Genomic DNA, 12548 nt, shown 5'->3' with positions numbered 1-12548 from the left:
CGTGTGTCGCATCAGTAACTGGGTGTCTGTGTTAACGATTTGGTGTGAAAATGCGTGAGCAATACGATAGGTCTCTCCACTCGCCATTGCAGTGGAAAACGATGGAGTCCGAGGGACACGAACTGGACGAAGTAAAGCTTGATTCTGCGATTGCCGATCTGATGGAGGCCGAGGCGCCGCCACGGCCGCAGCGCGAACCGGCAATCTCTTCGATCCTTCCGGAACTGCCTTCACAGGAAAGCCTGAACGAAGCATCCTCGGGCAACGACGCCGGACTTGCAGCCACGTTGCGCCAAAAATGGGCTGAACTGTGCGGCGCCGCATAACGGTCGGGCTCAGTTGACCAATCAGTGTCTGGGATCATTCTGGCACTATAGTCACAGCTTCTGAAAATTGTGAAACACACGTCATCCGACGTGTTGCCTATGGGCGGATACCGGGCATTCATTGCGGTCCGAGCAATGAAGTAAGAGCGGTAAATGCCCGGCCCAAAGCCAACCCCCATTGAACCTGATCTTAACCTGCCCAAAGCCGTGGACGTTGTTGTTATTGGCGGGGGAATCATTGGGACCGCCACCGCACTGGAATTGTCAGAGCGGGGCGCGTCCGTTCTGTTGTGCGAAAAAGGCCAGATTGCGGGCGAGCAGAGTTCCAGAAACTGGGGATGGGTCCGTTTGGGTATGCGTGACCTGCGTGAAATTCCACTGGTTCTTGAGGCCCAGAACATTTGGGAAAACTTGGATCACCGCATCGGCCGCGAAACCGGTTTTAAACGCTCTGGTATCGTGTTCGGAGCCTCGGGCGCACGAGATCAGGAAAACCTTGCGCGCTGGGCGCGTCACGTAGACGGATTGCAAACCGGTGCGAAGATGGTTTCAGGGGGTGAGTTAGAGGCTCTGATACCCGGGAACAGGACCGGATTGGACTGTGCCCTGTATATGCCTCAGGACGGCAGGGCCGAGCCGCAATGGGCGGCCCCCGCAATCGCCGAGGCCGCTCGTGACAAAGGCGCATCTTTGATGACTAACTGTGCGGTGCGCAGTGTGGACGTTCAGGCTGGTCAAATCGCGGGTGTTTTTACTGAGCGTGGCCGGGTCGCCTGTGAGCGTGTTGTTCTGGCCGGAGGCGCATGGTCTCGTTTGTTTGCCGGGAATGCCGGTATCGAACTGCCGCAGCTCAAGGTACTTAATACGGTTCTGCGTACCTCTCCGGTGGATGGGCCAGAAACCGCCCTGTGGTCCGACGATTTCGCGATACGAAAAAGGGCCGATGGCGGCTATACGATTGCGTCGGGACATGAAAACACAGTGGACATCGTGCCAGACAGTTTCCGGCTCGGTTGGCAGTTTCTTCCGGCATTCCGACAGGAGTGGCGATCCCTGCAATTCAGGTTCTCAAAACGCTGGGCGGCAGAGGCCGGACAGGACCGGTCGTGGCTGCCCACCGACGTCACGCCGTTCGAGCATTGCCGCGTTCTTGATCCGGAACCCTCTGCCAAGGCGCTGAGGCAAGCCTGGGCGCGTGCACGCAAAGGGTTTCCGTCACTGGATCAGGCCGAGATTGTCCAAAGCTGGGCAGGTTTGATCGATGTCACGCCGGACGCTATTCCGGTCATGTCCAGCGTCGATGAAATACCGGGGATGTTCATTGCCACAGGTTTTTCAGGTCACGGCTTTGGCATCGGTCCCGGTGCGGGCCGATTGATGGCCGACCTGGTCTGTGGAACCACGCCATGCGTAGATCCGGCCGCCTTTCGCCTGTCCCGTTTCACGGATGGGTCAAAAGTACGGCCGGACGCTGGTTACTGATCGGTCAGCCCATCATCTGATAGCTGACCGGTACAAATCGGAAACCGTCGCCGCGCGCCTCCACAAAGCCAGCTGCCGGGAATGGCATGTGATAACCGATCATCGGGACCTTGTCGGCCGCCAGCATGCCCAGCACATTGCGGCGCGACGCTGTGGCTGCAGCCTTGTCCATGTCAAAGCGAACCTCCCATTCGGGGTGCGCAAAGGACCAGACATAGTGATTGGCCAAGTCTGCAGTCAGAACCAGGCGCTGACCGTTGCTTTCCAGATGATAAACAGTGTGACCCGGCGTATGCCCATAAGCTGCCACAGCGGTAATCCCGGACGCCACTTCGCCACCGTTTTCCACAAAGGTCATTTTTTCGGCCAGCGGTGTCACCTTGGCTGCGACCAGATCGCCAACACGATTGCCCGCGTCCTGCGCTGCCCAGAAATCGTATTCCGGAGACGCTGTCACATAGCGCGCATTCGGGAAGGTCGGCGCGTCGTTGGTGGTCATGCCGCCAATATGGTCGGGATGCATATGTGTGATGACGACGACATTGATCTGATCCGGGGTGACGCCGGCATCCGCCAGTGCTGCCTGGATACCGCCTTGTCCCAGCCCTGTATCGAACAGAACCAGCTCGGACCCCGTGTTGACGAGAGTCGGGGTAAAGAAGAACTGCGCGACATCCGGCGAGATGAAGTTGTCCGCCGAGACTTTCGCGAAGTCTTCGTCCGAAGCGCCGCCACCGAAGATCTCCTGCGCTCCGTCGCGGGGCAGGCTGCCATCCAGCAGCGTTGTTACAGTGAAATCGCCCAACGTGAAGGACTTGGCGATGGTCGAGTTAGCCTTGGTCTCAGTTCCGGCTGCCAACACAGGCGCTGCGGCGGCAGCAAAGGGCAAAGCGGCTGCGGTTCCAAGCGCTGCGCGGCGTGTCAATTTGATGGTCATTTTGGTTCTCCCTGTCAGAACACCAGTGATTGAGTTAGATCGGCAAAGGTCTCTTGCCAGTTTATACACCCTTCAAATGGGCTGCGAAGATGAACATTACGTGTTAATTTTTGTTTATGTCGCGATCTGAGAACAAGACTGTCCCTACCGGCCAAAGTGTCGAAAGCTTTATTTCTGCCGTTCAACCCGCGAACAAGGCGGAAGATGCGCAGGTGTTAGACACGCTGTTCCGGAAAACCACGGGGTTTGAGCCCGTGATGTGGGGGACATCGATCGTAGGGTATGGCCGCTATCACTATCGATACAAAACCGGGCGCGAGGGCGACTTTCTGGCAACCGGGTTTTCCCCACGCAAAACGGCATTGTCGATCTATATCATGCCCGGATACGCGGATTTCGGGGATATCCTGTCCCAATTGGGCAAGCACAAGCTGGGCAAATCCTGTCTCTATGTGAACAAGCTGGCGGATATTGATATCGACGTTCTTTCCGAACTGATCCGAGCCGGGTTGAAAGACCTCAACCAACATTGGCCCGTCGAGCCGACCTGAAACCCCTGCTGGACAAAAACGCACCTTTGTGACAAGAGCCGCGCCAACAGGAGACACCTATGACAACCACCCGTTTTGCCCCGTCGCCCACCGGTTACATCCATGTGGGCAACCTGCGCACCGCCTTGATGAACTATTTGATCGCCCGCAAGGCTGGCGGTACGTTCATCCTGCGTATCGACGACACCGATCCTGAGCGGTCGAAAGAAGAATATGTCGATGCCATCAAGCAGGACATGGAATGGTTGGGGCTGCACTGGGACCGGGTTGAGCGTCAGTCGGACCGTCTGGACCGCTATGCCGAAGCCGCTGACAAGCTGCGCGAGATGGGTCGCTTCTATGAGGCGTTCGAGACACCAACCGAGCTGGACCTCAAGCGCAAGAAGCAACTGAACATGGGCAAGCCGCCGGTCTATGACCGTGCCGCGCTGAACTTGTCGGATGCTGAGAAAGAGGCGCTGCGGGCCGAGCGTGGCAACGGCGTCTGGCGCTTCAAGCTGGATCACGAGCGGATCGAGTGGAATGACGGCATTCTGGGCGATATCTCGATTGATGCGGCGTCGGTTTCTGACCCCGTACTGATCCGCGGCGATGGGCAGGTTCTCTATACGATTGCGTCGGTGGTCGACGATACCGAGATGGGCGTGACGGATGTGGTGCGCGGGTCCGACCACGTGACCAACACCGCGACCCAGATTCAGATCATCGAGGCGCTGGGCGGCACTTGCCCGCGTTTTGCCCACCACTCGTTGCTGACCGGTCCGCAAGGCGAAGCCCTATCCAAACGTTTGGGCACGCTGGCCTTGCGCGATCTGCGCGAGCAGGGCGTGCAGCCAATGGCGCTGCTGAGCCTGATGGCACGTCTGGGGTCGTCCGATCCGGTTGAGTTGCGGTCTGACATGGCTGAACTGATCGAAGGCTTCGATGTGAACCGCTTTGGTGCGGCGCCTACGAAGTTTGACGTTCAGGATCTGTTCCCTCTGACTGCGAAGCACCTGCAATCCCTACCGCTGGCCGATGTGGCGGACGCTGTAGCAGAGGTTGGCGTTCCAGCTGAACTGGCCGAGTCGTTCTGGGCGATGGCGCGTGAAAACATCACCACTCTGGCCGATCTCAAAGGCTGGTGGGAGCTGTGCCGTGACGGGGCCGAGCCTCTGATTGCGGATGAGGATCGTGACTTTATCGCCGAGGCAATGACCCTGCTGCCCGAGGGCCCGTTCGATGGGGAAACCTGGGGCAAATGGACCAGCGCCGTGAAAGAGGCCACCGGCCGTAAAGGCAAAGGCCTGTTCATGCCGCTGCGTAAGGCCCTTACCGGCATGGAGCGCGGGCCTGAGATGGCCACCCTGTTGCCATTGCTGCAGGTGATCCGCGCGCGCGGTTAAGCGTCCAATGATATTGAACGGAAGGGCGGGGTCATACGATCCCGCCTTTTTCTATGCCGTCTGCACGATCCGCGCAGCGATACGATTGAGGCGGTTATCCACGTATTCGACCTCGGCCGGTTTCAACTGCTGGTGGCGTGGGTATCGGGGCTCGGCGCGGTCGTTCAGGATCGGGGCTTCCCAACCATCCGTTGTGGCAAAGAAACGGTCCGCTCCGTCCTCGCCAAATGCGCGGAGATAGCCCTGTACGACCACGTCGATGTAGCTCAGCAAAAGCGGGTGGCGATTGGTCGGCGCGTTGTGGCGGTCGTGGGGGACTGCGTAAACGGCAATTTCGACCTCGTGCTTCAACGGGTGTGTGACTGATTGTGTCGCAGGGACCCGGTCATACGCCCATTCCCGTTCGTCCAGCGCGGCCCAGTCGTTTTTGGGGACGTGGGCAATCATGCCTTCAATCTCTGACCCTGCGTCCGGCACGGCCGTCAGAAAGGCAACCGGGCGCAGGTCGGTATGCCGCCAGGCGCGCCGCCACCCTTTCAAACGGGCTGGCCGAGCATCGGGAAAGTCGTGGGTCGCAAGGTTCACGAGGCTGCCGTAGCCAAAGAAATAGGGGTCTGCCATCCGCCGATCGGTCCTTTCCTGACGATTGATGTATGTCAAACCGCTTTTTTGCCAGACATGCAATAAGGTCGCATCTTGATTTTAGGGAGGCCCCTATGCGGATTACCAAACGAACGAACATTGCGGTACGCTTGCTGATGTATTGTGCAGCGCATCAGGACAGGTTGGTGACAAAATCTGAAATTGCCGAAGTGTGCAACATTTCGGAGAACCATCTGGCCCAGGTGATCAATCAGCTTAGCCAATTGGGCTATCTCAGCACCCAGCGCGGTCGCAATGGCGGCATGATGCTGGCCCGGCCGGCTGATCAGATTCGCATCGGGTCGGTGTTTCGTCACGTAGAAGGCGATCTGCCCTTGGCCGAGTGTTTTGCGGATGCAGACAACACGTGCCCGTTGACGGATGCCTGCCGCCTGCGATTGGCCCTGCAGGACGCGGCCGAAGTGTTCTATGCCTCGTTGGACGAGATTACTCTGGACGCCCTTGTGTGCGACAACGAGCATCTGCTGCAAATCCTACAACCGGTCGCCTGCGCGCGCGTCGCTTAATCGCTGGCGCGCAGGATACCTGCAGGGCGAACGGCCAAGGGGCGCAAAGCAAAGACCAGCCCTGCGCCGAGCGTCACGATGATGCCCGCCAATACGATGCCAATCGCGGATGTCCAGATGACGGAAAACCCGGTGTCGAAGATATAGGTGGCGACAGCCCAGCCCCCCAGAATGCCTGTAAGCAGGGCCACGCCACCTGCGGCAGCACCCAGCAATATGGCGCGCAGGGCAAAGCTGAGCAAAATTCTGCGCCGATCCGCGCCGAGTGTTTTGAGGATCGCGGCTTCGTACCGGCGGGCGGGCTCTCCTGCGGCGGCAGCGCCGATCAGGACAAGGAAACCGGTCAGCAGGGAAATGCCCGCGCCATAGGATGTGGCGGCGGCGATACCTGCCAGCAGGCCGGACACACGATCAATGGCATCACGGACCCGGATCGCGGTTATGTTGGGAAATTTCCCAGCCAGGTCGCGAAGAATCGCGGCTTCGGCCTGTTCCTCGGCATAGACCGTCGCGATGAAACTGTGCGGGGCACCGGCCAATGCCGACGGGTTCAATGACATGATAAAGCCCATGCCAGCGTTCGAGAAATCCACTTCGCGCAAGGATGTAAGCTCTGCGGTGATGTCTCGCCCCAAAATGTTCACCGTTAGTTGGTCGCCCAACTTCAGACCCATTTCTTCTGCTTCGTCGGCCGCGAAACTGACTTGTGGCGTGCCTGCATAGTCTTCGGCCCACCATTTGCCGGCGGTAATGCGCGCGTTTGCGGGCGGCTGGACCGAATAGGTCACTCCCCGGTCGCCATCCAAAACCCAGTGATCGCCTGCCACTTCGCGCGCGGGTTTGCCGTTGATCTGCGTAATGATCCCGCGCAACATCGGCGCGCTTTCGATCCGACTGACTGCTGGGTCCGAAGTCAGTCGCTCGGTGAAGGCCGGCATCTGGTCCTTTTGGATGTCGACGAAGAAATAGGAAGGGGCGACATCCGGTAGATTCCCGGAAATCGCGTTGCGCAAGGTGCCGTCAATCTGACCAACGGCGGACAGGACCGATAGCCCAAGCCCCAAAGACAGCACGACAGATGCAGCGCCTTCACGCGGGTCGGAGATGGCTGACAAAGCCCACCGCAGGGCCGGGCGTCCGCGCGCCGATGGAGTGCTGATCCGCGCCAGCCTGCGCACCGCGAAGGCAGCAACAGACAGCAACAACAGCGCGCCCGCCAGCCCTCCGGCGGTCCAGAGGGTCAAACGCGACGAGCCGCTGAACCAGGCGGCAGATGCAACCAGCAGCACTAAGGCAGCTCCTGTCGCTGCAATATAGACCATTCGGGGGATCACCCGGGCCGAAGTAAGCGCGTCGCGGAACAGGGTTGCTGCCCGCACGTCCTCGGTGCGGGCGAGGGGCCAGAGTGTGAACAGAAAGGCTGTAAGCAGCCCGTAAAGCGCGGCTTCGGCAAGAGGTGCGGGATACAGCGTAAAAACAGCAGGCACCGGTAGGCTGGCTTCAATCAGCGGTGCGAGCAACAGGGGCAGGGCTCCACCCAACGCCACGCCAAGTAGGATACCGATCCCCGACAAAACACCGACCTGGATCATGTAGGTCTGAAAGATCGTCGCCTTGTCTGCCCCCAATGTGCGCAGCGTCGCAATGGTTTCCGTCTTTTGAGACAGATAGGCGCGCACGGCGGCTGACACGCCAATGCCGCCGACCGCCAGACCGGACAGTCCAACCAGCACCAAAAAGGCGCTGAGCCGTCCAACAAACTCTGCGATCCCCGGCGCGCCGTTTCGTGCATCCGTCCAGCGCATACCGGTACCATCAAAGTTCTGTTCCGCCTCAACCGACAGGCGTTCAAGATTGGTGTCCGGAGGCAGGTTCAGCCGGTACTTGGTGGAAAACAGTGTACCCGGAGTCAACAAGCCCGAGGCCTCCAAGTCCTCAGTTCTGACCAGTGTGCGGGGACCCAGTCCAAAACCGTCTGCGGCCCCGTCCGGTTCATGGATCAGAGCAGCCGTCAAAACGAAATCCTGCGTCCCAAGGGCAAAGCGATCTCCGATCGAAAGGCCCAGACGATCAATCAGCGACGGGTCCATGACCGCCCCGGGAAGGCCCTGATGCGTGCCCAATGCGTCCGAGAGTGGCATCGCAGGGTCCAGCACGGTTGATCCCAGCAAGGGGTAAGTGTCATCCACCGACTTGACCTGGGTGAGCGCGCGTTGCGCTTCGGTGCCTTGTTCGAAAACAGCCATGGACCGGAAATCGACCACCTCGGACACATCTGTCCCGGTCTGGTCCATCCATGCACGTTCGTCATCTGTTGCGAACCGGTAGGTGAACTCCAATTGCGCGTCCCCGCCCAACAGGGCCGCGCCTTCTTTGGTCAACCCCGCCTGGATTGCATGACGGACGGATCCAACGGCGGCAATCGCGGCTACGCCAAGCGCGAGACAGGCCAGAAAAACGCGAAACCCGCGCAACCCTCCGCGCAGTTCCCGGCGTGCCAGCCGTCCGGCGAGGCGGAGGCTCATTCCGCGGCCTCTTGATGTGTTTCTTCCGCGATACGCCCATCTCGCAACCGCACCACCCGGTCGCATTTGCGAGCAAGGCTGTGGCTGTGCGTCACCAGAACCAGCGTGGCCCCATGTCTGTCGCGCAGGCCAAACAGCAAGTCCACGATGGCCGCGCCGTTCGCTTCGTCGAGGTTTCCTGTGGGCTCGTCCGCCAGCAAAATCTGCGGGCGCGGCGCTGCGGCGCGGGCCAGCGCAACTCGCTGTTGTTCACCACCCGACAATTGCGCAGGATAATGGTCGCGCCGATGGGAGAGCCCCACTGCATCCAGTTCGGCCTCAGCGCGCTGAAACGCATCCTTGTGACCAGCCAACTCCAGCGGTGTGGCCACGTTTTCCAGTGCAGTCATGGTTGGTATCAAGTGAAAGTTCTGAAACACGACCCCCATTGCATTGCGCCGGAATCGGGCCAGAGTGTCTTCATCCATGTCGGTCAGGTCGTGACCGAGCGCGTTGATCGTGCCGCTGGTCGCCTGTTCCAGACCACCCATCAGCATCAGCAGCGAGGATTTTCCTGATCCGGACGGCCCGACCAGCCCCAGCGTTTCGCCTTTTTCCACGGTCAGGGTAATGTCGTGCAGGATATTCACCCGACCAGCATTGCCATCCAGCGACAAAGCGGCATTTTGAAGTGAAAGAACAGGTGTCGTCATAGGTTTTTCCAAGAGGGGGCGGTCAATTGGGATATGGAGCGGTTCAAAAAATGCGCAAGGCCTTGATGTCGGTACTGTTTGTGTGTTGCGGCTTTACCGCCACAGCGGAGCCGGTGGTCATTGCGGCACTAGGAGATTCGCTGACCCAAGGTTACGGACTACCTGAACAGGATGGTTTTGTCCCTCAGTTGGATCAATGGCTGAAAGATCAGGGTACGGATGTGCAACTGATCAATGCCGGCGTTTCCGGGGATACGACCGCCGGCGGCGCTGCGCGTGTGGATTGGACGCTGACGCCCGATGTGGATGGGATGATCGTGGCGCTGGGCGGAAATGATCTGCTGCGGGGGATCGATCCAGCCGTGTCGCGGGCCAATCTGCAGACAATCGTCAAAACAGCTCGTGCGGCTGATGTTGAGGTGCTGTTGATCGGAATGCAGGCGCCTGGAAACTATGGTGCCGACTACAAACAGGCGTTTGATGCGATGTACCCGGAGTTGGCACAGGAGTTTCAGATGCTGTTTGCGGAAAGTTTCTTCGAGGGGTTACAGTCGAACGGTGATCCCAGCGCAGTAAGGCCATTCATGCAATCTGACGGTATCCACCCGAACAAGGCAGGTGTCGCGCTGATCGTCGAAGCGCTCGGCCCTTCCGTGCTGGAACTGGTCGAAGCATCCTCTGCGCAGGATTGAGAAATGCCGGGGCGTTTTTTCCTGACACGACCCATGTCCGAGATTGCCCGAACGCTGAATATCCCGAACGATATCGGCCTTCAACCTCCACGCTGGAATATACAGCCGGGGCAGGAGGCTATTGTCCTTACGGAGACGGGCCTAAAAACTATGCGCTGGGGCATGATCCCCGTTGGCCGGGTGAATGCCCGCGGGCGGCCCGTGATGGAAACCATCATCAACGCCCGGTCCGAGACCGTCTTCGACAAGACGGCCTTCGAGGGCGTTGGCCGGGCGGTGGTACCGGTGGACGGGTGGTATGAGTGGACCGGCGAAAAGCGCCGCAAAACCGCGTGGCGGATCGCAGCGGCAGATGGCTCACCCCTGTTCTTTGCGGCGATTACCGACAGATGGAACGCTCCGGGCGGCTTGCGCGTCGACCAGTTTGCCGCCGTCACATGCGCCCCGAATGCAGATCTGGAGCCCATTCATCACCGGATGGGTGTCCTGCTGGACGGCGCTGGTGTTCAGATCTGGCTTACAGGTTCCGAAGAACAGGCCAAGGCGTTGACACTGCCCTGGCCTGACGGATTGCTGCATATTGATGAGGCGACAGATGTCGACTGGTCCGGACCCTGAGGGCGTCAGACCACCGTGACAACGGTTCCGATCGGTACCCGCGCATACAGATCGATCACATGGGCGTTCAGCATCCGAATACACCCGTTCGAGGCCGCGCGTCCGATGGTTTGCGGCTGCGTCGTGCCGTGGATGCGGAAATAGGTGTCGACACCGTTCTGGAACAGATAAAGCGCCCGCGCGCCTAGCGGGTTATCATCACCGCCGGGTTGAACGTAGTCATTGTCCTTGAACTTGGCATAGGTGATCGGCTCGCGTTCGATCATCTCGTCTGTAGGGCGCCATGTCGGCCATTCTTTCTTGACGTCGATCGTGGCCGTGCCGGTGAATTCCAACCCCGCCTTTCCGACGCCACATCCATATCGGATTGCTTTGCGCGGTTCGGTAATCAGATAGAGATAGAACGACCGGGGTGCGACCAGAAGCTGCCCCGGCAAAAACTGTTTCTTGACCCGGACAAACTGTGGCGTGGGGTCGTATTCAACGGCTTTCTTCTTGGCCGACGCAAAACCGGGCGTCAGGCCGGCTGCTGCGGATGCTGCAAGGAAAGTGCGGCGTGTGAACATATCGGTTCTCTTCAGGACAACAGAAAAATCGTAAACCAGTGTCGGAATGATAACCGATCTGGTCAATCACCAGGGAAGAGTAACCGAATTGTGATGTAATCGCGGGGACACACTTCTGTTGCAGTGTTGCCCTACCTGAAAAGAAAAGGGCAGAGGAAACCTCTGCCCTTTGATGAACTTATGCCAGTTCGATATTGTCCGCGCTTTCGCGGCCGTCACGACCCGAGCGCAGCTCGTACGTGACTTTCTGGTTGTCGGCCAGACCGGTCAGGCCCGAACGCTCGACGGACGAGATGTGTACGAACACGTCCTTGCCGCCATCTTCGGGTGCGATAAAGCCGTAGCCTTTGGTGGTGTTGAACCATTTTACGGTGCCTGCGGGCATATCCGTTGTCTCCTGTTTAGTGCTGCCCACGATGTTGCGGCAGCCCGGCGTCGTTGTCTGGATCGATAGACTGAGCGCCGTAGAAGGTGACAGCAGGTCGAAATAGAAAAACGTAAGCGCCATTGATATGGCATTGGGGAGGGCGTGTGGCAAGGGTGGAGTGCATGGAATGTGCTGTACTTTCAGGGCTCAGTGGGTCGCTTGGTCGGAATTCCGCCGAGCCACATACACGTCACCGTGTGTCCGTATTCTTCAGTTCATTGCGGTATCTGCAAAGGTCGGGTTGATCCGGAATGGAGCGGTGGCGTCACCGAAGGGACGTTTGGGGAACCGAAAGATGGGTGATTTCACCCATCACTTGATGTGGTTGCGTTATGGGGAATTGAGGAGGGATGGGTGTGAGCACGCTTCCTACGCTTGCCGATTTTTCTGTTCAGGAAACGTAGATACAGCACCTCTAAGTCTTATTGCAACTATTCGCGATACTGTTTGGAAACGCTTTTGGCCGCCTTTGCCAAAGTAGCAATGTCCGACGGACCCACCTGATCGAACAATCTTACTAGTTCATCGAGTCTGTTAAGAAGGTGACTGTCATCAAAGTCCGGAATCATCTGCGAAACTGCGTCAGACATCTCGCTATAGATGTTTGTTTGAATTTCGTAAGCTAAGTTCTCAATTTTCCGGTCTAGTATCTCCAAGCGGTCGGTTATTTCAATTTTCTTGCGATTTTCAGAGATGCCAGCAAACAGTGTTTCTTTCTCAAGGGCTCGGACTACAGGTGACTTAAATGGCTTTGCATCTAGTGCTGCTTTGCATGCTGACAGAATCCGTTTTTTACCTTCGTCAACCGATGCCAAATCGTTGATGTCGAAGAATATTATTCGCTCCGCTGCCAGATCGAATGGTGGCTTTTCGCCATCTTGCGCGATATGAACTATCGGAAGATTAAAGCAGTGCCTCAATCCAACCTCGTACATAACGTTGGGGTTCTGTCCGGTTAAGTCCGCGATAACTAGAGGGTTGTTGTAAAGTCTTTGCACGATGTCCGTAGTAATTGTACCGGGTTCATCAACTTCGTCGGCCCGAACAATATTGAGAAATCCTTTCGATATCGGTCTCAGTACGTAGTTCAAAACCGAGTCGGCTCGGTTTCGCTCTTTCGATCCCGCAGCTCCAATTGGAGTGACGAAAAAACACTCAGTTGTTCGAGCCATCTCACA

At 58.2% G+C, this 12548-nt stretch carries 14 protein-coding genes; 7 read left to right on the top strand and 7 right to left on the bottom strand.

Features of this window, described 5'->3' with window-relative positions; genetic code table 11:
• Positions 1–101 precede the first annotated feature (101 nt).
• Both MHN28_RS10635 and MHN28_RS10630 read left to right on the top strand, forming a co-directional pair.
• Positions 102–326: a hypothetical protein gene (locus MHN28_RS10635; protein WP_239338845.1), complete on the top strand. Its 225-nt coding sequence runs from the start codon at positions 102–104 to the stop codon at positions 324–326.
• Between the two features lie 153 nt (positions 327–479).
• Entirely contained in the window at positions 480–1808 is a 1329-nt protein-coding gene (locus MHN28_RS10630) for an FAD-binding oxidoreductase (RefSeq protein ID WP_239338843.1), read from the top strand.
• 4 nt (positions 1809–1812) lie between these two features.
• Here the strand turns inward: MHN28_RS10630 and MHN28_RS10625 are convergent, their stop codons facing one another.
• Positions 1813–2745 (bottom strand): MBL fold metallo-hydrolase, encoded by a 933-nt coding sequence (locus tag MHN28_RS10625; protein WP_239338841.1) that lies wholly within the window; start codon positions 2743–2745, stop codon positions 1813–1815.
• A gap of 116 nt (positions 2746–2861) precedes the next feature.
• Here MHN28_RS10625 and MHN28_RS10620 point away from each other — a divergent pair, with 116 nt between their 5' ends.
• Both MHN28_RS10620 and gltX read left to right on the top strand, forming a co-directional pair.
• The gene (locus MHN28_RS10620) at positions 2862–3296 is read left to right on the top strand and encodes a DUF1801 domain-containing protein (RefSeq protein WP_239338839.1); all 435 of its coding nucleotides are present in this window, start codon (positions 2862–2864) and stop codon (positions 3294–3296) included.
• Positions 3297–3355: 59 nt separating this feature from the next.
• Positions 3356–4681, top strand: coding sequence for a glutamate--tRNA ligase (gene gltX / locus MHN28_RS10615; protein ID WP_239338837.1), 1326 nt, complete (start codon positions 3356–3358; stop codon positions 4679–4681).
• A gap of 51 nt (positions 4682–4732) precedes the next feature.
• On the opposite strand, the gene MHN28_RS10610 is transcribed toward gltX, so the two are convergent.
• Positions 4733–5302, bottom strand: coding sequence for a gamma-glutamylcyclotransferase family protein (locus MHN28_RS10610; protein WP_239338835.1), 570 nt, complete (start codon positions 5300–5302; stop codon positions 4733–4735).
• A 95-nt stretch (positions 5303–5397) separates the two neighbouring features.
• Between MHN28_RS10610 and MHN28_RS10605 the strand changes: the two genes are divergently transcribed.
• Positions 5398–5850, top strand: coding sequence for an Rrf2 family transcriptional regulator (locus MHN28_RS10605; RefSeq protein ID WP_239338833.1), 453 nt, complete (start codon positions 5398–5400; stop codon positions 5848–5850).
• On the opposite strand, the gene MHN28_RS10600 is transcribed toward MHN28_RS10605, so the two are convergent.
• Together MHN28_RS10600 and MHN28_RS10595 are read right to left on the bottom strand one after the other, a co-directional pair.
• Entirely contained in the window at positions 5847–8375 is a 2529-nt protein-coding gene (locus MHN28_RS10600) for an ABC transporter permease (RefSeq protein WP_239338831.1), read from the bottom strand. The two genes, MHN28_RS10605 and MHN28_RS10600, sit on opposite strands and share 4 nt — an antisense overlap.
• Positions 8372–9067, bottom strand: a complete 696-nt coding sequence (locus MHN28_RS10595) for an ABC transporter ATP-binding protein (protein ID WP_239338829.1) — start codon at positions 9065–9067, stop codon at positions 8372–8374. The genes MHN28_RS10600 and MHN28_RS10595 overlap by 4 nt, the downstream gene beginning before the upstream one ends.
• Positions 9068–9117: 50 nt before the next feature.
• Here MHN28_RS10595 and MHN28_RS10590 point away from each other — a divergent pair, with 50 nt between their 5' ends.
• Together MHN28_RS10590 and MHN28_RS10585 are read left to right on the top strand one after the other, a co-directional pair.
• On the top strand, positions 9118–9759 hold the full coding sequence (locus MHN28_RS10590; protein WP_239338827.1) for an arylesterase: 642 nt from the start codon (positions 9118–9120) through the stop codon (positions 9757–9759).
• 3 nt (positions 9760–9762) lie between these two features.
• Positions 9763–10377, top strand: coding sequence for an SOS response-associated peptidase (locus MHN28_RS10585; RefSeq protein ID WP_239338824.1), 615 nt, complete (start codon positions 9763–9765; stop codon positions 10375–10377).
• Between the two features lie 5 nt (positions 10378–10382).
• On the opposite strand, the gene MHN28_RS10580 is transcribed toward MHN28_RS10585, so the two are convergent.
• The 3 genes from MHN28_RS10580 to MHN28_RS10570 form a co-directional block, all read right to left on the bottom strand.
• A complete protein-coding gene (locus MHN28_RS10580) occupies positions 10383–10943 on the bottom strand; it encodes a L,D-transpeptidase (RefSeq protein ID WP_239338821.1) in 561 nt (186 codons plus the stop codon).
• Between the two features lie 178 nt (positions 10944–11121).
• Complete coding sequence (locus MHN28_RS10575; protein ID WP_155149991.1) at positions 11122–11328, bottom strand: cold-shock protein; 207 nt, start codon at positions 11326–11328, stop codon at positions 11122–11124.
• 473 nt (positions 11329–11801) lie between these two features.
• Positions 11802–12542, bottom strand: coding sequence for a hypothetical protein (locus MHN28_RS10570; protein ID WP_239338818.1), 741 nt, complete (start codon positions 12540–12542; stop codon positions 11802–11804).
• Between the last annotated feature and the right edge of the window lie 6 nt (positions 12543–12548).

The organism is Ruegeria sp. Ofav3-42, assembly GCF_022347725.1.
In the GTDB taxonomy this organism is placed as follows: Bacteria; Pseudomonadota; Alphaproteobacteria; order Rhodobacterales; family Rhodobacteraceae; genus Ruegeria.
Note: the sequence above shows the minus strand (reverse complement) of the source record. Positions and strands in the feature narration are given on the sequence as shown.